Source organism: Nocardioides sp. CCNWLW239, assembly GCF_037137035.1.
Classification (GTDB): domain Bacteria; phylum Actinomycetota; class Actinomycetes; order Propionibacteriales; family Nocardioidaceae; genus Nocardioides.
Map to the genome: position 1 here is coordinate 1031114 of NZ_JBBBNW010000001.1, position 20303 is coordinate 1051416.

18 protein-coding genes are annotated in these 20303 nt (G+C 68.3%); 1 reads left to right on the forward strand and 17 read right to left on the reverse strand.

All coding sequences use genetic code 11. The annotated features are described in order from the left end of the window. Window positions 1-18: 18 nt before the first annotated feature. The 12 genes from folK to dacB form a co-directional block, all read right to left on the reverse strand. The gene (gene folK / locus WBG06_RS04970) at window positions 19-585 is read right to left on the reverse strand and encodes a 2-amino-4-hydroxy-6-hydroxymethyldihydropteridine diphosphokinase (RefSeq protein WP_336735414.1); all 567 of its coding nucleotides are present in this window, start codon (window positions 583-585) and stop codon (window positions 19-21) included. Then, a complete protein-coding gene (folB, locus tag WBG06_RS04975; protein ID WP_336735415.1) occupies window positions 582-962 on the reverse strand; it encodes a dihydroneopterin aldolase in 381 nt (126 codons plus the stop codon). Before folB ends, folK begins: the two co-directional genes overlap by 4 nt. Next, a complete protein-coding gene (gene folP / locus WBG06_RS04980) occupies window positions 959-1795 on the reverse strand; it encodes a dihydropteroate synthase (protein WP_336735416.1) in 837 nt (278 codons plus the stop codon). Before folP ends, folB begins: the two co-directional genes overlap by 4 nt. Window positions 1796-1832: 37 nt before the next feature. Further along, a complete protein-coding gene (locus WBG06_RS04985) occupies window positions 1833-3596 on the reverse strand; it encodes a glycosyltransferase family 61 protein (protein ID WP_336735417.1) in 1764 nt (587 codons plus the stop codon). Continuing rightward, a complete protein-coding gene (locus tag WBG06_RS04990; RefSeq protein ID WP_336735418.1) occupies window positions 3593-4711 on the reverse strand; it encodes a class I SAM-dependent methyltransferase in 1119 nt (372 codons plus the stop codon). Before WBG06_RS04990 ends, WBG06_RS04985 begins: the two co-directional genes overlap by 4 nt. A 100-nt stretch (window positions 4712-4811) precedes the next feature. After that, window positions 4812-6572, reverse strand: coding sequence for a class I SAM-dependent methyltransferase (locus tag WBG06_RS04995; protein ID WP_336735419.1), 1761 nt, complete (start codon window positions 6570-6572; stop codon window positions 4812-4814). A 92-nt stretch (window positions 6573-6664) separates the two neighbouring features. Then, window positions 6665-7303, reverse strand: coding sequence for a GTP cyclohydrolase I FolE (folE, locus tag WBG06_RS05000; RefSeq protein ID WP_336735420.1), 639 nt, complete (start codon window positions 7301-7303; stop codon window positions 6665-6667). Between the two features lie 10 nt (window positions 7304-7313). Further along, window positions 7314-9380, reverse strand: coding sequence for an ATP-dependent zinc metalloprotease FtsH (gene ftsH / locus WBG06_RS05005; RefSeq protein WP_336735421.1), 2067 nt, complete (start codon window positions 9378-9380; stop codon window positions 7314-7316). Window positions 9381-9519: 139 nt separating this feature from the next. Next, entirely contained in the window at window positions 9520-10071 is a 552-nt protein-coding gene (hpt, locus tag WBG06_RS05010; RefSeq protein ID WP_336735422.1) for a hypoxanthine phosphoribosyltransferase, read from the reverse strand. A 10-nt stretch (window positions 10072-10081) separates the two neighbouring features. Further along, window positions 10082-11080 carry a tRNA lysidine(34) synthetase TilS gene (gene tilS / locus WBG06_RS05015; protein ID WP_336735423.1) on the reverse strand — a complete coding sequence of 333 codons (999 nt, stop codon included), beginning with the start codon at window positions 11078-11080 and terminating at the stop codon, window positions 10082-10084. Between the two features lie 124 nt (window positions 11081-11204). Next, a complete protein-coding gene (locus WBG06_RS05020; protein WP_336735424.1) occupies window positions 11205-12260 on the reverse strand; it encodes a zinc-dependent metalloprotease in 1056 nt (351 codons plus the stop codon). Between the two features lie 38 nt (window positions 12261-12298). Next, a complete protein-coding gene (gene dacB / locus WBG06_RS05025) occupies window positions 12299-13678 on the reverse strand; it encodes a D-alanyl-D-alanine carboxypeptidase/D-alanyl-D-alanine endopeptidase (RefSeq protein ID WP_336735425.1) in 1380 nt (459 codons plus the stop codon). An 84-nt stretch (window positions 13679-13762) separates the two neighbouring features. On the opposite strand from dacB, the gene WBG06_RS05030 reads away from it, so the two are divergent. Next, entirely contained in the window at window positions 13763-14254 is a 492-nt protein-coding gene (locus tag WBG06_RS05030; RefSeq protein ID WP_336735426.1) for an inorganic diphosphatase, read from the forward strand. 248 nt (window positions 14255-14502) lie between these two features. Here WBG06_RS05030 and WBG06_RS05035 read toward each other — a convergent pair whose 3' ends face one another. From WBG06_RS05035 to WBG06_RS05055, 5 genes are all read right to left on the reverse strand, one after another. Further along, window positions 14503-15054, reverse strand: a complete 552-nt coding sequence (locus WBG06_RS05035; protein WP_336735427.1) for an AAA family ATPase — start codon at window positions 15052-15054, stop codon at window positions 14503-14505. Between the two features lie 25 nt (window positions 15055-15079). Then, entirely contained in the window at window positions 15080-16021 is a 942-nt protein-coding gene (locus WBG06_RS05040) for a type IV toxin-antitoxin system AbiEi family antitoxin domain-containing protein (RefSeq protein ID WP_336735428.1), read from the reverse strand. A gap of 227 nt (window positions 16022-16248) precedes the next feature. Then, on the reverse strand, window positions 16249-18162 hold the full coding sequence (locus WBG06_RS05045; protein WP_336735429.1) for an acyl-CoA dehydrogenase family protein: 1914 nt from the start codon (window positions 18160-18162) through the stop codon (window positions 16249-16251). Window positions 18163-18192: 30 nt separating this feature from the next. Beyond that, on the reverse strand, window positions 18193-19260 hold the full coding sequence (locus WBG06_RS05050; RefSeq protein WP_336735430.1) for a phosphatase PAP2 family protein: 1068 nt from the start codon (window positions 19258-19260) through the stop codon (window positions 18193-18195). A gap of 11 nt (window positions 19261-19271) precedes the next feature. Beyond that, on the reverse strand, window positions 19272-20288 hold the full coding sequence (locus WBG06_RS05055; protein WP_336735431.1) for an ABC transporter ATP-binding protein: 1017 nt from the start codon (window positions 20286-20288) through the stop codon (window positions 19272-19274). Window positions 20289-20303: the final 15 nt, after the last annotated feature.

Consider the following 20303-nt stretch of genomic DNA (forward strand, 5'->3'; position numbering starts at 1 on the left):
GGTGTGCTCAGGTCCGGCTCAGAGTTCGAGGACGAGATCGTCGCGGCGGGTGATGCCGGTCTGGTCGGACTGCTCCAGCAGCTCGGCGATCGGGCCCACGCCCGGCAGGTCCGCGCTCGGCTCCAGGTCCAGCCACGGCTTGAGCACGAAGGCCCGCTGGTGCGCACGCGGGTGCGGCAGCGTCAGCGACTCCTCCTCGAGGATCTTGTCGCCGACCGAGACCAGATCGATGTCGAGCGTGCGCGGCTCGTTGAAGATGCCGCTGCGCGAGCGCCCGTAGGCGTCCTCGATGGTGAGCGCGCGGTCGAGCAGGCGCGCCGGGGTGAGCGTGGTGTCGGCGAGGACGATCGCGTTGAGGTAGAGATCAGCACCCTCAGGGGAGTCGACCGGCTCGGTCTCGTAGACCGGCGAGACCGTGGTCACCCAGACGTCCGGGGTCTCGGCGAGAGTGTTCAACGCGTCCTGCAGATTTGCCAACCGGTCCCCGAGATTGGAGCCCAACGACAGCACCGCCCGTCGGATCGGCCGCATCTCCCCGGTGAGCGTGTCGGCGTCGATGATGTACGGGTTGGGTACCTCTGTCACGTGCTCTGCCTCCGGGTGATCGTCAGGGTGACGTCTTTGAACGTCGCTTCGATAGGCGCCCCCGGTTTGTGAACCGTAACACGTACCCAAAGGACGCGGATGTCTGCAAGGCAAATGTCCGCGATCCGCTGGGCAAGCGTTTCGATGAGGTCCACCGGGTCGCGCTCAACACTAGTTTTGACCGCCATTGCGAGACTTCCGTAATCCACGGTGTCTTGCAAGTCGTCCGTTGCCGCGGCCGTGCGGGAGTCGGTGCCGATGACCAGGTCGATGATGAACTTCTGCCCCTCGCGGCGCTCGAAGTCGAACACCCCGTGATGGCCGAAGCACTCCAGACCGAGGATCTGGATTTCGTCCGCAGGTTCTGTGATGTTCATCGAATCGTCTCCTCGCTCCGTCCGGTCATCTCCAGCTTCTGCGCCACCGCGAGGGCGTCCTTGGCAGCACGTACGTCGTGTACACGCGTGGCCCAGACACCGCGTTGCGCCAGGAACACCGTGATCGCATCGTGAGCACTCTCACGTTCGGTCACCGGGCGCAGGGTGCCGTCGGGGGAGGCGAGCAGCCGACCGAGGAAGGTCTTGCGGCTGGCCCCGACCAGCACCGGGAAGCCGAGCTTGTGGAACTCCTCCACCCCCGCCAGCAGCCGCCAGTTGTCCTCGGCGGTCTTGGAGAAGCCGAGCCCGGGGTCCACCACGATGTTGTCGTCCTGGATCCCCGCCGCGCGGGCTGCCTCGATCCGCTGCTCGAGCTCCTCCTTGACCGTGGCGACCACGCCGTGGGCGTAGACGAGATGGTCCTCGTGCTGCATCTCCGCACCGTGCGCGCGCCAGTGCATCACGACGTACGTCGCCTCGTGGTCGGCCGCGACCTCCAGGATCCCCGGATCGGCAAGACCGCCCGACACGTCGTTGATGATCCTGGCCCCGGCGCGCAGCGCAGCCTCCGCGACCTCGGGACGCATCGTGTCGACCGAGAGGGTCGCCCCCTCCTGGGCCAGCGTCTCGATCACCGGAACCACTCGGGCCAGCTCCTCGGCCACCAGCGGCCGGGTCGCTCCCGGACGGGTCGACTCACCGCCGATGTCGAGCATGTCGGCCCCCTGGGCCAGCAGCTCGTGGCCGTGAGCCACCGCGTCATCGGTCGCTACGAACCGTCCGCCGTCGCTGAACGAGTCCGGCGTGACGTTGACGACCCCCATGACCTGCATATCGAAACCCTAGCGACCGGCGGTCTCCGCCGAGGTGTCAGCGTCCTTCGACAGCGTTCCGGAAGAACTCACCGGTACGTCCCAGGTCGAGCGTGAACGGCGCATGATAGGAGCCGCCCGCCCAGCCGGTGCCGCGCCGCTTTCCCTCGCTGGTGGCGAAGCCGACATGGATGTCGTGGCCCAGGACGCCCCCGATGAGGATCTCGTTCTCGCCGGAATAGGACTCCGAGGTCACGATCAGCATGGTCTTCGGCTCGGACACGAACATGGCGGTGAAGAGGCCGCTACCGGCATAGCCGGCGATGACCTCCGCCTCGCGGAACAGTCGGACCTGGTCGCCGAGCGAGTAGTCCTCGGGAAAGACGACCGTGAAGCCCAGCCCCTCGAAGAACGCCTCGACCTCGGCGGCGTTCCGGCAGGGGCGCTTCTCGATCCGGCGACCGATGAAGATCCGCCGAGGACGGGCCTCGTCGTCTGTCGCCTGCTCCGCGAGCCGGTCACCGACCTGGCGCCAGATGTCGCCGATGCCGGGATGCACGTAGTACGGGTTGCAGAACATCTGCGTGGCGCCGATGAGCCGCTCGACCCGAACCGGGTGCGGCACGAGCACCACGTCCTCCCGAGCGACGCCCGCAGCCTCATAGACCGCCAGCTCGTAGTCGGCCAGCGGCCTGCTGTTCGGGTGGAGCAGCACCTTGAGATCCGGGTTCTGGGCCTTGGCCTCGGGCCAGGCCCACAGCCGGGAGACGGACTCGGTGAGCAGGTGACCGAAGTGGCCGCGGAACTCGTTGTCCAGGTGGAAGTAGGCACCCTCGAGCACGGGCACCGGGCCGTCGCTCGGTTCGGTGTAGGCCGACGGCACCGTCGGGTCACCGAAGTCCTGGGCGATGACAGCCATCGTGTCGTGGCCCATCCGCTCCTTCGGTGGGTGCCGGAACGACTCGGGCAGGATCAGGTCGTCTCGGTGGACGACCTGGCCCGGGGCGGACACGACGTCGTCGTAGGTGCGAACGAACATCGCCGGGACGTCCCAGCTCGTGGCGAACGGGCCGCGGAAGTCGGACTCGCTGACCGTCACCGAGCCGCGCGACGCGAAGGTCGTCGGCTCCGAGAAGGTCCTCACCGTGCCGATACCGCGGGCGGCGACGAGGGTCTCCGACCACTCCTCGCGAACCCTGACCGCGATCAGGTCGGGCTTCGCGCGGCGTACGACGAGGTAGTGGCCGTGAGCGGCCCTGAACTCCGCTGCGACCCGCGCGGCGTACTCGCGGTCCTTCTTCGGCGCCTTACCCAGGCCCGCGCCCTTGTCGAAGACCCCGGTCGTGGCATCCATGGCGAGATCGGCGATCGCCTTCTGCTCCGCAGCGGCGTCGACACGACGTCGACCGGGTCGCGGGAGCCGTGCCATCGCGACACCACCCGGGCACAGCAGCATGAGATGGCCTCGCATGCGCCGTAGCCGATGGCCGTCCTCCCCCTCGTCGATGATCAGGTCCGGGTGACCCAGCGCCAGCGTCTCCGGCACCACCTGGTCCCCCGGCTGCAGTCGATGGATCCTCGCCTCGGGCCTCAGCTCCTGCACCCAGGCCTCGACCTGGCTCCGGTCCCGGTCGCTGATGATGACGGTGAGCGGCGCCGGCCGGTCGGCGAGGTGCGTTCCGACGACATCGACCAGCAACCGTTGGAAGGCCGGCCGCTCCGCCGGCACCACCGGCTCCGGCTCCTCGCCCTGGCCCGCGAATCGCCGGCGGAGAGCGTCGATGCGGCGACGGGGGCGCAACCCGCCCATCACCTCGGTCATCTGACGACGCCGGTGGGTTCGTAGATCGAGGGCAGGCCTCGCAGGTCGCTCCACAGCTCGGAGAGATCCGAGCCGGCCGACCCGCTCTCGCGGAGCACAGAGAGCCGCTTCCACACCTCGTGGTCGAGCAGCGTCACCGGATCCACCGCCGTACGCCGCTCCAGCCATTCCTGCGGCACGGCCTGGGGATCGGCACCGGTGATCTCGGCCTCGATCTGCTCGTAGTTGTCGTCGAGCACCGTCGAGGTCGGGTCGAGGCCGACGACCAGGTAGCTGCCGGTCAGCGTCGTGTTGACCGGGATCAGCGTGAGGTCGGGCCGGTATCTCGCCAGCACCTCGTGCACCTTGTAGACGTCGCCCGCCCAGGCCTCGGTGCGCCGCTGCCGGAACGCCTCCAGCGAGTTCCGCGGGAGGATGTCGTCGAGCGCGATCACGCCCGTGGGCGCCATCTTCTTCTCGGTGTTCATGAAGTCGCGCAGCGCGAACTCCGCCAGGTGCATCCCGTCGATGAAGGCCAGGTCCACGGGCACCCCGTCGAAGTGGGTGTCGAAGAGGTCGGTGGTCTCGAAGAAGTGGTCGCTGGTGTCCTTCACGATGCGTACGTCGCAGCTGATCTCGCGGTCGATCCGGAAGGCCGGGTCGACGCCGATCGATTTCGTCCGCGAGAGCGTCATGCTCTGGCCTCGGTCCACGCCGATCTCGAAGTAGGTCCTCGGCTGGAGGGCCGCGTGCAGGGAGGCGAGGAGTTCGTGCTTGGTGACCGTCGGCTTCGGGAAGTCGGCCGACGGGTCGGGCGAGGCCCAGGGCAGAGCACCCTTGCCGGGGTGCGAGATGCCCTCACGCGAGGCACCGTGCGCCTCGATCAGCTCCTCGCGGGTCGGCTTGGGTTTCGCTGCCTTTCTCCGGGCGGCCGCCTTCCGCTCCTCCTGGACCGCCCGCTTGACCGCTGCTCTCCGCTCGGCGCCGGCCTGCTTGCGCGAGACACGGTCGTGCTCGAGGTCGAGAGCGTCGATCAGCTTCTGTCGCGCACTTGCCTCGGTCGAACGCAGCTTCTGCGTCCGCTCAGGCCCGATGGCTCGCTCCAGTGACTCTGCTACGGCATGACGGATTCCCACGCTGCACAACCCTCTGATGATTGTTTACCTGAATGACGTCGCAACAACATCGCATACATCTGCAGGTATCCCAAGGGTAAACTCCGGGAAGATCTTCTCGTCAGCGACGTGCGACGACCCGCGCGAGGACGGGATCCTCGTCCTGGTACGGCGACAGGCCCGAGCCCTCCTCGAAGTGCTCGATCCGCCAGCCGCGCACGTCCTCGAGGTCGGCGCGGAAGGCCGCAGCGCTCTGGAAGCGCCGGAAGTGCTTGCCGTGGACCTTGACCTGGGCCGCGTCCTGGTCGGTGCGGAACTCCGCCGCGAACAGGTCACCAGGACGGGCGCACTCCTCGATCGTGTCAAGCAGCATGGTCTGGGCGTCCTCGCTGATCGCGTGCAGCAGGAAGCGGAGATAGAAGGTCATCGGAGCCTCGCCGTCGCGCGCCGAGCGGAGCACGGCGCCCAGCTGGTCGCGATCGGCGACGTCGCAGGTGGCGAACGACACGGGCAGACCCAGCTCGGCGGCACGCTTGGCGGCGTGCTCGATCCCGACGACCGCCTGGTCGACACCGGTCACCTGATGGCCGGCCGCGGCGAACGCACAGGCATCACGGCCGTCGCCGCAGCCGATGTCGACGACGTCATGAGGCGAACCGGGAAACGCGAGCATGAACTCGGAGAACGACGAGCCGGCCTGGTAGCCGTGGCGGGCGTAGAAGTCGGACCAGTAGATCCGCGACCGCTGCTCCGGGGTGAAAGCGCCCTCCGTCGCCGCGTCGGTGCGCTCCAGGGACCAGTTGAACCCTGGCTTCGGCAGCCGCCAGTCGTCGCCGTAGAGATGGCGTACGACCTCCTCGCCTGCGACCGGGGCGAGCACCCGGTGGGCGCCCAGCGCGACCTCCTCCGTGCCCCGCCAGTCCGCGGAGGTGAGGGTGGACGTGCCCGCGATGCCGAACGGCAGCCGCCAGCGGCGCGGCTCGGCACCATCGAAGTAGGTGTGGAAGATGTCGATCCGATTCTCCGGATCGGCCGGGTCGATGACATGCAGGCAGGCGACCATGCAGTGGACCTTGAACCCCGCCTCGATCAGCGCGATGCCGATCGCGGTGAGCTCCTCGGACGCAGCAGCGCCGTCACCCTCCCGCGAGATGTAGGCAGCGTCGAAGTCGGCGTCGTGGGCGATGAAACCGCCCTCGCGTACGGCTCCCAGCAATGTCCCGTAGACCACGAACAGGTCGTAGCCGAAGGTCTCGGCGAAGATCGCCCGGACCCGGTCGTAGATACCGATGACGTCGGCCTGCCACTGCCGGTCGTGACGCTTGGAGAGCTGCACATCACCCATCTGGGAGAGCACCCAGCCCTCGGCCAGCCGAGCCTCGAGGTCCGTCGGCGTCAGCTCGCCCCTTCGAGACGGGCTCACCCACATGCCGTGCCCGCTGATCGGAAGCCACTGCTCTCCGACACGCACCGAGACCTTGGTGCCACGGCGTGCGTAGTCCCAGATCCCGCCGATGCGGAACGCGAAGGAACGCACCTGCTCCCGGCTGTGGCGGTTGTCGCCGCGTGGCCCAGGGACCGATCCTTTGACGCGGGGGAACGTCCATCCTCTGTCGCGACCCACCTGATGGCTGACCCCGACCATCGGCACATCCGGGTTGGCGTACGTCGAGGACAGCCTGACCCTGCCGACATAGAGGTCGACCCGCGTCGGGGGCGCGTCCGCCGGCACGGAGACCCAGCCGACGAGCTGGCGAGGCAGCACGACCTCCACCACCCCGGTCACGTGCTCGCGATCGGGCTCCGCTCCGTCGGCCGGGAGGCCGGCGAGCTCCCTGGCTGCCCGTACCAACCGCTTCCGAGCACCTTCAACTGTCGGCATCGAGCCTCCCGAAGCCCCATCGATGAGCCGGGCGGACCGGCTGGCCAGGGGCCAACGCTACGCCAACAGAAGGTGAACGCCAGGGGTTGTCGCTAGCGAGTCCCGCCCCGGATCAGGGCCATCGCCTCGGCCCGGGTGGTGGCGTTGGAGCGCATCGTGCCACGGACGGCGCTGGTGATCGTGCGGGCGCCGGCCTTCTTGACCCCACGCATCGTCATGCACAGGTGCTCGGCCTCGATCACCACGATGACGCCGCGGGCGTCGAGGATGTCGGTGAGCGCGTCGGCCACCTGGGTGGTGAGTCGCTCCTGGACCTGGGGTCGCTTGGCGTAGACGTCCACCAGCCGAGCCAGCTTCGACAGACCGGTGATCTTGCCGGACTCCGCCGGGATGTAGCCGACATGGGCGACACCCGTGAACGGGACCAGGTGGTGCTCGCACATCGACCACAGCTCGATGTCGCGGACCAGGACCATCTCGTCGTGGCCGAGGTCGAAGGTCGTGGTGAGCACGTCCTGGGGCGTCTGGTGCAACCCCCGGGTGACCTCCTGGTAGGCCCGGGCGACCCGGGCAGGAGTCTCGAGCAGCCCTTCACGATCGGGATCCTCCCCGATCGCGAAGAGCAGCTCACGCACGGCCGCCTCGGCCCGCTTCTGGTCGAAGGGCGGAACGTCCGCCACGTCCCGCTCGGGGACGTGGACGGGCGCTACATCGTCGAAGGTCTCAGACATGTGCTCAGTATCAGGCGGGCGGGGTGCCCTCTGGCGAACCGGCCTCGGCCGGCTCGGCCGGCTCGAGCCCGTTGGTTGCGTTTCCGGACTGGCTGCCGGTGCCCGACTGCCGACCGGCGGCACGGATCGCCTTGGCGAGGTTCTCCTTGTCGCGCTCCACGATCCACTGCGGGATCTCGACCGCCGGGCGGTCGGAGGGGCGGCGGGTGTCGGAACCGGTCCAGGCCGGACGCGGGTCGCGGCGACGCAGCGGCTCGAAGATCTCGGCGACCTCGTGCTTGGAGAGCGTCTCCTTCTCGAGGAGCTGCAGGACCAGGTTGTCGAGGACGTCCCGGTTCTCCTCGAGGATGTCGAAGGCCTCCTGGTGAGCGGTCGCGAGGAGCTTCTTGGTCTCGTCATCGACGATGGCCGCGACCTCCTCGGAGTAGTTGCGCTGGTGGCCGATGTCGCGCCCCAGGAACGGCTCACCGTTGGACTCGCCGAGCTTGATCGCACCCAGGCGCTCGGTCATACCGAACTGGGTGACCATCGCACGGGCGAGGTTGGTCGCCTTCTCGATGTCGTTGCCGGCACCCGTGGTCGGGTCGTGGAAGATGAGCTCCTCCGCGGCACGGCCACCGAGCATGTAGGAGAGCTTGTTGAGCATCGACGAGCGGGTCTGGCTGTATTGGTCGTCGTCGGGCATGACCAGGTTGTAGCCCAGCGCCTTGCCGCGCGGCAGGATCGTGATCTTCTGGACCACGTCGGGGCCCGGAAGGGCCGCGGCGACCAGCGCGTGGCCGCCCTCGTGGTAGGCGGTGATGAGCTTCTCGGTCTCGCTCATCAGGCGGGTGCGCTTCTGCGGGCCGGCGATGACGCGGTCGATCGCCTCGTCCAGCGCCTTGTTGGTGATCAGCTTCTGGTCGCTGCGAGCGGTCAGCAGCGCGGCCTCGTTGAGCACGTTGGCCAGGTCGGCACCGGAGAAGCCCGGGGTCCGGCGGGCGACCGAGTCGAGGTCGATGTCACCGGCCAGCGGCTTGCCCCGGGCGTGGACCTGCAGGATCTTCTCGCGACCGGCGAGGTCGGGAGCGTCCACCTGGATCTGGCGGTCGAAGCGGCCCGGGCGCAGCAGCGCCGGGTCGAGCACGTCGGGACGGTTGGTGGCCGCGATCAGGATGACCCCGCCGCGTACGTCGAAGCCGTCCATCTCCACGAGCAGCTGGTTGAGCGTCTGCTCGCGCTCGTCGTGGCCACCGCCCATGCCGGCGCCGCGGTGGCGGCCGACGGCGTCGATCTCGTCGATGAAGACGATGGCGGGCGCGTTCTCCTTGGCCTGCTCGAACAGGTCGCGGACGCGGCTCGCACCGACACCGACGAACATCTCGACGAAGTCCGAGCCGGAGATCGAGTAGAACGGCACGCCGGCCTCGCCCGCGACGGCACGCGCGAGCAGGGTCTTACCGGTGCCGGGCTGGCCGTAGAGCAGCACACCCTTGGGGATCTTGGCGCCGACGGCCTGGAACTTCGCCGGCTCCTGCAGGAACTCCTTGATCTCCTGGAGCTCCTCGACCGCCTCGTCAGCACCGGCGACGTCGGCGAACGTCGTCTTCGGCATGTCCTTGGTGATCAGCTTCGCCTTGGACTTGGCGAACTGCATGACCCCGCGACCGCCACCGCCCTGGACCGAGTTCATCAGGAACAGGAACAGCACGATGATCAGCACGAACGGAAGCAGGAAGCTCAGGATCGAACCGAGGACGGAGGGCTTGGCCACCTCGGAGTTGAACTTCTCGAGGTTGTCACCCTCGGCCTGGGTCTTGCGCACCATCTCGATGAGCGCTTCCTGGTCACCGTCGACCCAGGAGGTCGTGACCTCGGAGCCGCCCTCACGGGTGCCCTTGACCAGGGTCGCCTTGATCTCCTGGTCGCCGTCGACGAACGTGATCTCCTTGACCTTGTCGTCCTGGATGTACGACGTCAGCTGACTCGTGGTGATCTCGTCGCCACCGTTGCGGGGGGCCAGGTACTGCAGCGCCAGGATCACTCCGAGCACTGCCACGATGATCCACAGCCAGGGACCTTTGAATATGCGCTTCACAGGCTTCTTTCAACCGTTACGGGGTCAGACGTGCACGCAGGTGGGCATACACGTCATTTAGAACGACGGTACACGCCAAATCGTGCCCGCCCCATCTGTCCGGTTCCGCTGTCGGCGTAACAGCAGGCGGTCGACGGCCTCAGCTGTAGACGTGCGGAGCGAGGGTCGAGATGTCGCGGAGGTTGCGGTATCGCTCGTTGAAGTCGAGGCCGTAGCCGACCACGAACTCGTCGGGGATGTCCCAACCGACGTACTTCACCTCGACCGGCATGCTGACCGCCTCGGGCTTGCGCAGCAGGGTGGCGATCTCGATGCTCGCCGGGCCGCGGCTGGTGAGGTTGGAAGTCAGCCAGGTCAGGGTCAGGCCGGAGTCGATGATCTCGTCGACCACCAGCACGTGCTTGCCGGTGACGTCGGTGTCGAGGTCCTTCAGGATCCGCACCACGCCGGACGACTTCGTGCCGGAGCCATAGGAGGAGACCGCCATCCAGTCCATCTCGACGTGACGGTTCAGGGCGCGGGCCAGATCGGCCATGATCATCACCGCGCCGCGCAGGACGCCGACGATCAGGAGCTCCTCGCCCTCGTAGTCCTTCTCGATCCGGCGGGCCAGCTCTTCGACCTTCGCCTGGATCTCGTCGTGGGTGAACAGGGTCTTCACGAGGTCGTCGCCGACGTACTCGGTGTCCATGCCCGCCACTCTAATTGCTGGTGTCGAACGGTCCCGATTCGCTGCGTACATCGTCGAAGGTGATCGCCGAGTTCGTACGCTTCGCCCGCAGGTGCCCCGGCAGGTCGATCCAGCGCTGGCCGCGCCAATCGGTGATCAGCCGGTCGATCTCCTTGACGTGCTCGCGCGTGAGCTCGGCGGGCGGGCTGCCGGCCTCGAGCGCCGCGATCCGGAGGACCCGTGTGCGGACGGCGGCCGGGTACTGCGCGAGGGTCTCGACCGGGAGGGTCCCGCCGAGATCGCGGTGCATCGCCTCCGCGATGTCGTCGATGAAGTCGGCGTCCTCGCGGAGCTGCTCCGCGGTGCGGGCCAGGGCCTCCGCCACTCCCGGGCCGAGATCCTCCTCGAGCGTCGGGAGGACCCGGTGACGGATGCGGGCGCGGGTGTAGGCGAAGTCGCGGTTGTGCGGGTCCTGCCAGACGTCGAGCCCTTCGACCTGGCAGGCGGTCTCGGTGTCGATCCTGGTCGTGGTGAGCAGGGGCCGTCGATAGCGGTCGAAGCGTGCGCGCATCCCGGAGAGGCTGCGGGCGCCGGAGCCTCTGGTCAGCCCGAGCAGCACGGTCTCGGCCTGGTCGTCGCGGGTGTGGCCGAGCAGGATCGTGCTCGCACCGAGACTCTCGGCGAGCTGGTCGAGGACCGCATAGCGGGCCTGTCGCGCCGCGGCCTCGGGACCGTCACCGTCGGCCTTCACCTCGACCGTCGCGGTCACGGTCTCGTCCACGCCCATCCCAGCCAGCTGCCCGATGACCTTCGCGGCCTGCTCTGCGCTGCCGTCCTGCAGCCCGTGGTCGACGGTCGCACCGATGATGTGCAGACCGAGCTTGTGGCCCTCGAAGACCGCGGCGCTCGCCAGCGCGAGGGAGTCCGCTCCTCCGGAGCAGGCGACGATCACCTTCTCCCCGGGCTCCAGCTCCGCCAGCGCCCGCCGCACGGGGCGGCGTACGGCCGCGACGGAGGGGTGCAGGCTCACGGGGTCAGCGTAACGGGGTGGATGTTCGTCTAGGTATGCAGACCAACCGTCACATCCCTAGCGGAGTTCCGCACGGGAAGTGATGGTTCGGCTGCGTACCCAGACGAACATCCACCCGACTTCGCTACGCCGTCAGAACCCGAGCGACCCAGGCGTCCGGGTCGACGATCTCGGCCTTCGACGGCAGGTTGTCAGGACCGGCGAAGACGGCGTTGAACTCCTCCATGCCGACCCGGTCGACCACGTGGCGTACGAACTTCGCGCCGTCGCGGTACTGCGCCATCTTGGCCTCCAGACCGAGGAGTCGGCGCAGCACCCGGTCGAGCACGCCGATGCCCTGACGGCGCTTGTTGAACGCCTTGCGGATCGTGGTGACGCTCGGGATCACCCCCGGGCCGACGTCGTCCATGACCACGTCGGCGTGGCCCTCGAGCAGCGACATCATCCCGGTGACCCGGTCGATGATCTCCTTCTGCTCCGGCTTGGCGAACGCGTCCACGATGCTGCCGTCGCCCTTGAGTGCCTCGGTGACACGCTGCAGCCCACCGTCGAAGAGCGAGGCCGGGTCCATCGCGTCGGAGAGGCCCTCGATCTGGGCGAAGAGGTGGTCGCGCATCCACGGGCTCGCGGTGAACTGGACCCGGTGGGTCTCCTCGTGCAGGCAGACCCACAGCCGGAAGTCGGTCGGGTCCAGACCCAGCTCGCGCTCGACGTGGACGGCGTTGGGCGCGACCAGCAGCAGCCGGCCCGAGGGCTCGAAGAACGGGTCGAACTGGCCGAGGATCTTCGAGGACATGAAGCCGAGCAGACCACCGACCTCGGCCGCGCTGATCTTGGAGCCGACCGCCTGGGTGAGAACTCCCGGAGGGCGCTTCGCCGTGATCCGGTCGACCACCGGCGAGATCACGTTGGCGAACGTGTCGGCGTTGGCCTGGATCCAGCCCCGCCTGTCGACCACCAGGACCGGAGCGGTGTCGCGGGGCGCGTCCAGGCCGGTGAAGGCGCGCACGAACTCGGTCGCCTTCGCGGCGTCCGCGCGCAACTCCTCGACAGCCTGCCTGGCCTCGTCGCGGGAGACGATCGGACCGTCCCCGGCGACCTTCGCGCCGAGGCGTACGGCCAGGTCCCAATCGACCATGGTCGCTCCGGCCGGCCGGGGGTCCTCAGCACGATGGGTCATGCGTACGACCGTAGCCGACTCGACCTATGCGTGCGGTCCTATGCCGAGCATCGACACGTCGCGACCGAGGTCATCGCATCGTCGAGCGCATCGCGTACGTCCAGGGTCTCCTTGGGCTTGAACCCATCGGCCATGAGTACGACGACGAACGGCGTGCCACGAGCGTCGATCGCGACGCCGGACAGCCCGGAGACACCGGTCAGGGTGCCGGTCTTCGCCCGGACGCGGCCGCGGCCCGGCTCGGCGTCGAAGTTGAACCGGCGCGAGAGCGAGCCGATCCAGCCGGCGACCGGGAGGCCGGTCATCGCCGGGGCGAGCTCGGGGCGGTCGGGGCTGGCGGCGGTCTGGAGCGTGCTCACCAGGAGCGTCGGAGGGATCCGGTTCTGTCGGGAGAGTCCGGAACCGTCGCGGAGGACGAGTCCCGCGGTGTCGATGTCGAGCCCCTTCAGCGTCGCCGTGATCGCGGCGGTGGAGCCGTCGAACGTCGACGTACCGTCCGCGACCCCGACATGCCGGGCGAGCACCTCGGCGAGCTGGTTGTCGCTGTATTCCAGCGTGAACTCGACGATCTCGCGCAGGGTGTCGCCCTGGTGCACGGCGAGCTGGGTGCCTGCCTTCTTTCCCCTGGCCGGCTTGCCCGCGACCGCGATCCCGTGCTTGGCCAGGGCCTTCTTGAACTGGACGGCGGCCTGCAGCGAGGGGTCCATGCTGTAGCCGGTCGCCTGCGAGCCGCCGTGGTCGACCAGGAGCGCCGTGATCCCACCGACCTCCTCCCCCAGATAGGTACGCCGCCAGGTCGGGTTCAGCATCGGGCCGGCGAAGAGGCTGTCGTCGTAGGCGAGCCGCACCGTCTTGACGCTGCCGAGCTCTCGGGCCGTCTCGGCGGCGAGCGTGTCGAGGTCGCTGCTGGTGAGAGATGCATCACCTCCCCCGACGAGAGTGACCGTGCTCCCCTGGAGCGTCGTGCTGGTCTCGAACCGGCGCTCCGGGCCGTACGCCTCCAGCACCGCCACGCTGGTCAGCACCTTGGTGACGCTGGCCGGGGTCGCCGCTCCGGTGCCGTGAGTGACCAACGGGGCACCCTCGAGCGGTGCGATCGCCGCCTTGAGGTGCTTGCCGAGGCGCTTGTCGCCGACCATCTCCCGCATGACCTGCTCCAGCGCGGCCTGATCGGGTTTTCCGGGCGCCTTCGTCTGCTCGCCGGCGACCGCCGCCGGGCTGACCGCAGCGATGCTCAGCGGCTCCGGCGGCGGGGTCGGCGCGACGTTGCCGCGGGCATAGCGCACCCACCCCAGGGCGTACGCCGCTGCCGCTGCCCCCACCAGGAGCGCGAGCACCAGCGGCAGCACGACCACCAGCTTCCCGCGGGCCTCGTCGGGCTCCTCGGTGGGCCACTTCGGCGGGGTGTCGGGCTCCACGGATATCCTCCTCGATGCCGGGTCTGGCGCCGTTTGGTGTCAGACTGTCCGGCATTCCGTTTTTGGGTTGTCTGGAGGCAGAGAGTGACGCAGGAGTTCGACGTACTGATCGAGGTCCCCAAGGGATCCCGCAACAAGTACGAGGTGGACCACGAGTCGAACCGGCTTCGACTCGACCGCGTGCTGTTCACCTCCATGATGTACCCCGCAGACTACGGCTACATCGAAGACACCCTCGGTGGGGATGGAGACCCGCTCGACGCGCTGGTCCTGACCCCGTACCCCTTGTTCCCCGGTGTGCTGGTCGAGGCCCGCCCGGTCGCGATGTACGTCATGGAGGACGAGAAGGGCCAGGACGAGAAGGTCCTCTGCGTCCCCTGCGACCCCCGCTTCGACCACATCCAGGACCTCGGCGACGTCGACGAGTGGACGCTCAACGAGATCAAGCACTTCTTCGAGCACTACAAGGACCTCGAGCCCGGCAAGACCGTCAAGGGCTCCGACTGGGTCGGCCGGGCTGCCGCGGAGTCGGAGATCGCCGCCTCGATCGACCGGTTCAAGAACACCGCTCACTGAGTCTTGGCGCCTCGTATTCGATCGAGGCGATGTCCTGAGTTGATCGAAGGTGATTCGGTCGGGCGATGGATGCTGACCGAGGTAACTCGGTCGGGCGGCGAATGCTCACCGAGGTAACTCGGTCGAGCGGCGAATGCTCACCGAGGTAACTCGGTCGAGCGGCGAATGCTCACCGAGGTAACTCGGTTGGGTTGCACTGCCTTCGTGGAGTTCCACGAAGGCAGTTCCTGTTCACCGAGGTAACTCGGTCAGCATTCACCCAGCGCGGCACGCAAGGAGTCGTACGCCGCGTCGACCTCGCCCGCCATGCTCGGAACCACCTTCGTCGCGGGGCGTTGTGTCACGAGCTCGGCGAGCTTGGAGGCGTACGCACGGAGGTGCTCGTCGCCGCCGGACTCCGCCACGATCTCTCGCACGATCGGGTGCCAGGGATCGCTGCCGTCATCGCGCGCATGGAAACGGCGTAGCGCGTCGTCCTCGACGGCCTCGAGCATGACCTCCACGAACTCGGCGCCGGCGTCGTGCGCCGCCCTCTCGAAACGCTCCAGCTCGCTGACCCTGGCGAACAGCTGTGGGAGCACGACGTCGCCGGACTCGCTGAGGTAGCCGCGGATCAGCCCCAACGCCGCTGGCCTGATCCGGACGCCGGCGCCGAGGAAGTCGTCTCGCCATCCGCTGATAGAGGTGCGCAGCAGGTCGATGTCACAGACCAGCGTTCCAGGGTGGTCGGCGGCAAACCGCCTGGCGAGCGTCGACTTTCCTACACCGGGCATTCCGTTGATGAGGATCAGCCTGGCCACCTGGTCAGTCAACCACCCAGAGCGATCAGCTGGCGAGCCGCATCCGGGACTCGAACCTCCCGAGCGTCCTGCGCGGGTTGTCCAGGTCGTCCCAGACGACGCGCACGAAACCGTAGTCCGTGATCTCCCGGATCTCGTCCTCACGCCGCTTCTCCTCGAACACCGCGTCGCTGGGTGACTGACCGGGCCTGAGCAGCTTTCCGTACTTCACCTTGCCGTCGAACTCACCGAACAACCGGAACTGCGGCCAGGCCCAGTCGACGATGCCGACGAGAGAACCGTCCGCACGGTAGACCGGCACCTGCAGCTCCGGGCGAGGCAGACCTCCGACACGGAACAACCACAGACAGCGCGACTCCGCGATCGATCCCGAGAGCGGATCAGCATGGGCGACTGCGGCTCCGAGCGGATGACTGAAGGGCCACTGGTTCATCCGCTCGTATTCGGCGATCAGCTCTTCCTTCGTGAATGCCTTCGATCGGAGACCTGCATCGAGCAGGCACTGTGTGACCTCGTCGTTGGCCTGAAGACTCGTCTCCAGAGCGCATCGCACCGCAGGCAGCGTACGCAGCCCGTCCTGTGTCCCGACCTCGTCATCGCCGACCACGCCCAGGTGGTGGACGACGTCACCTTCGAGCGGCCTTCCGGCGCCGTCGAGCCTGGTCACATGCACCTTGGTGAGGTCGACACCCCAGAGGTCGATCCCGTGAGCGACCAGGCCGGACACGTGGCTCAGAGCGATCTTGCCGCCCAGAGACCGCTGCACCGCCCGGGCACGCACACGGTGGCGCCCGACCGCGTCGAGCGCCTCCCATTCATCGGAGAACACATAGGCTCCGCGTCTGATCCGGTGCCAGGCGCCCTGGCGGACGACCGCGGTGATCTCGCGATCTGCGTAGCCGGCGTTCTTGGCCTCGCGTCGGGTGAAGAAGCCTTCGGCCTCGGTGATGAGTCGTAGTGGGTCCATGCGTCCAGGTTTCGTCCCGGCGCCGACGTTTCCGACCAGAATTCGGCCCGTTGTGGATAACCCGGTATCGAACGTCACCTGTGGAGAGTCAAGCGGCCCACGCTCCCTACGATCGGCGGGTGGATGCTCACCGAGGTAACTCGGCGAGCATGTACTGCCCTCGCGGAACTCCATGAAGCCAGTGACGCCCGACCGAGTTACCTCGGTGAGCATCCGGCGACCGTCCCTCAGCCGATCAGGTCCTTCGCCCGCAGCAGCTCCTCCGGCACCCCGAAGCCGTCGACCAGCAACCGTGCCACCGGGCGCAGCTCGCGGCAGAGCCGGTTGACCTCGGCGGTGATGGCCTTGGAGCGCTCGGAGGAGAGGCGGCCGTGCTCCATGAACCAGGCCCGGTCGGCCTCGATGACGGAGAGGGCGCTGAGGTCGCAGAGGGTGTCCATCAGCTCGCGTAGGTCGCCCTCCGGCAGGCTTCGTACCTTCTCGAGGAACGCCTCGTGGATCAGCCGCTCGACGTGCGCATGGGCGACCCCGATGACGTGGTCCTGCACGGTCGAGAACACCTCACCGGGCTCGCGTCCGGCCTTCACGCCCGATTGCAGACGTCGAGCGACACCGGCGAGCATGTGCTCCTCGCGGAAGCGCAGCATGGCCAGGTGGTAGTCGGAGTCGAGGAGGTCCGGCTCCCGCTCCCCTGCGATCGGTACGACGTCCCGGACCCGCTCGAGCAGCTTGTGGACGGCGGTGCGCTCCAGGACCGTCTCGACGGCGAGACCGGCGACGAAGCGTACGAGGTCGAGCTGGTCCATCTCCTCGAACTCGCTGGAGTAGCCGGTGAGCAGGCCCTTGGCGACCAGCTGCAGCAGCACCGTGTTGTCACCCTCGAAGGTCGTGAAGACGTCCGTGTCGGCCTTCAGGGCCGCGAACCGGTTGGCGGCCAGATAGCCCGCCCCTCCGCACGCCTCGCGGCACTCCTGGATGGTCCGGGTCGCGTGCCAGGTCGCCAGCGCCTTGGTGCCGGCCGCCCGCGACTCGAGCTCGCGCCGGGCGTGCTCCGAGGTCGCGACGCCGGAGAAGACGTCGTGCAGGTCGTCGCGTACGACCTCCTGCGCGAAGCGCAGCGCATAGGTCCGGGCAACGAGCGGGAGCAGGCGCCGCTGGTGCTGACCGTAGTCGATGAGGAGCGACTCCTCGGCCTCCGCCGACGCCTCGAACTGCCGCCGCCGCAGCGCGTAGCGGACAGCGATCGTGAGCGCGACCTCCGAGGTGCGGACCGCGGCGCCGCCGACCGAGACCCGGCCCTGCACCAGGGTGCCGAGCATGGTGAAGAAGCGCCGCCCGGCCGACTCGATCTCGGAGACGTACTCGCCGGCTTCGGTGACGTCCGCGAACCGGTTCAACAAGGACGTACGCGGCACCCGCACCCCCGAGAACCACAGCCGGCCGTTGTCGACGCCGTTGAGCCCCATCTTGGGCCCGTCGTCCTCGATCCGCACCCCCGGAGCGGCCGCCCCGGAGACCCGGATCGGCACGACGAAGGCGTGCACCCCGCGCTCCTCGCCCCCGACGACCAGCTGCGCGAAGACGACCGCCAGCTCACCGTGACAGGCGGCGTTGCCGATGTAGTCCTTGTAGGCGTCCTCGCGGGTCGTCTCGATGACGAACTCCTGCGTGGCCGGGTCGTAGGTCGCCACGGTCGCCACCGCGGCCACGTTCGACCCGTGGCCGTGCTCGGTCATCGCGAAGCAGCCGAGCACGCGTCCGGCGACGATGTCGGCGAGATACTGATCGTGATGACGGGCGGTCCCCAGCTGCAGGATCGCGCCGCCGAAGAGCCCGAACTGCACGCCCGACTTCACCAGCAGCGACAGGTCACCGCCGGCCATCTCCTCGAAGGCGGCGATGGAAGCGCCGACGTCGCCACCGCCGCCGTACTCCTTCGGGAACCCGAGCCCGGTCAGACCGGTCGCAGAGACGTCCAGGAGCACCTCCCGGACCCGCTCGCGATACTCCGGCCGGGGCAGTTCCTCGACCTCGTCGAGGAAGCCGGCCCGTTCGGCCAGCGCCCGGCGTACGTCCTCCCGGACTCCGGCGTAGCGCCCGTCGAGTAGTGCGGTCAGTGAAGCAGCATCGATGGCGGTCACCCCGCCACCCTATGCCCGACCAGACCCAGGTCAGGTCAGCTCGTGGGCGACCTTCGCCTCGCGGTCGGCGATCTCGTCGGACTCGACGACGAGACGACGTACGCCCTTGCGCTGGAACTTCTGGTTGGCCACCAGGCCGCCGAAGTAGTAGGCGACGAGCGCGATCATGCAGCCGGCGATGTCATCGGCGAGGTAGTGCCAGCCGAAGTAGATGGTGGCCACGACGGTGATCCCGAAGTTGATCCAGCCTGCCCAGCGGGCGATCTTGTTGTTGACGGTGGCCTGGATCATCAGTGCCATCAGCAGGGTGATGCCGCAGTGCAGCGAGGCGAACCCACCGACGGACTGCACCACGTTGGCGTCGACGTCGAAGAGGACGTGCTGCCTGGTGAAGACCAGCGATTCCATCAGGGTGCTCGCCGGTGTCTCGGGCAGATCGGCGTAGAGATAGGGGTATTGGAGCCCCGGACCGACCGTCGGCAGGCAGTAGTAGGAGACGGTGCCGAGGATCCAGGCGATGCACTGCGAGCACACGAACCAGTAGCCGTAGGCGAGGTTGCGCGACCACACCAGCCACCCGGCCACGGCGAACGGCACCAGCGGCAGGAACCACATGTAGATGTAGGAGAGGAACCACGCCACCCAGCCGGTGCCGAGGAGGTCGTGGAGCAGGATCGCCGGGTCGGACCCGAAGAGGACCGCCTTGTCGATCAGGTGCAGCTCGTGATCGAACTCATACGTCTCCGGCACCACGAACGGCAGGAACGACTTGAGGTTCCGGTAGCAGACGTAGACCAGGTAGAAGCAGACGATGCCCAGGACGACGAGCGTCAGCCGCTCACGGGTCCAGTGGGTGCGGACCCGCTCCTTGAAGATCGGGCCCATCTCCTTCCACCTGAACTTCGCCAGCCACAGCGTGCGTGGCACCAGATCGACGAGAATTGCGGCGCCGACCAGGAGCGGAAGACGGAGCCAGGACGGTCCGAGGAAGCCCTCCGGGTCGAGCATGCGCTTGTCGACGATCTGCGCGGTCACGACTGCGATCAGGCCGAAGATCAGCGCGCTGCTGACGAGGAAGATCTGAGCGCGACGATACATAGCCGCTAATTCTAAGTGGCGGGTGGCTGCTGTGCCGATTCCTGACGGCAGGATGCCGGGATGGCCAGCCTGTTCGGCTCGACCCGCAACCTCACCGGTTCCTCCGGAGCCGGCGCCGAGTCGGCGACGGCGTCGACCTCACCGACACCATCGAGACGTACGACGAGCCGGTGCTGCTCCGGCGTCGCCCTGGCCGAGACCACGGTGCCGGTGAGCGGTCCGTCCGGGTCGATGACGAAGGCGGAGCGACGCAGCGCCACCGCGCCGGCCGGGGTCATCCCGGCGGCCTCCAGGACCGTGTGGGCCGCCGGCCCCTCGAGCACACGGGCATAGCCCAGGAACAAAGCGGCCCAGGTGTCGACCGGCCGCGCCCACACCTCTCGGAGGGTCCCCTCCTGCACCAGACGACCGTCGCGCAGGAGCGCGATCCGGTCAGCCACCGCGAACGCCTCCTCCTGGTCGTGGGTCACCATCAGCGCCGTGGTGCCGGCCTCGTGCAGGATCCGCCGCAGGTCACCCGCGAGGCGCTCCCGCAGGCCGGCATCGAGGGCGGAGAGCGGCTCGTCGAGGAGCAGGAGCCGCGGTTCGACCGCGAGCGCCCGGGCGAGCGCGACCCGCTGCCGCTCGCCGCCGCTCAGCGTGCCGGGGAGCCTGTCCTGGTAGCCGCCCAGACCGACGAGCTCCAGCAGCTCAGCGACCTTCTTCTCGCGGACGGCGGCCGGGATGCGCCGCAACCTCATCGCGTAGGCGACGTTGTTCGCGACGGTCAGGTGCGGGAACAGCTGTCCGTCCTGGAACATCAGCGCGAACCCGCGCTTGTGCGTCGGCACCCCGCGCAGCGACCGTCCGTCCCAACCGATCTCGCCGGTCGCCGGTTCCAGCCCCGCCACCGCCCGCAGCAACGTCGACTTCCCCGACCCCGACGGCCCGAGCAGCGCCAGCACCTCCCCGTCCGCCAGCTCCAGGCTGACGTCCGAGACGGCCACCTTCCCGTCGTACGCCACCGAGACCTCACCCAGCGACAGCATCGCAACCTCGTTCCA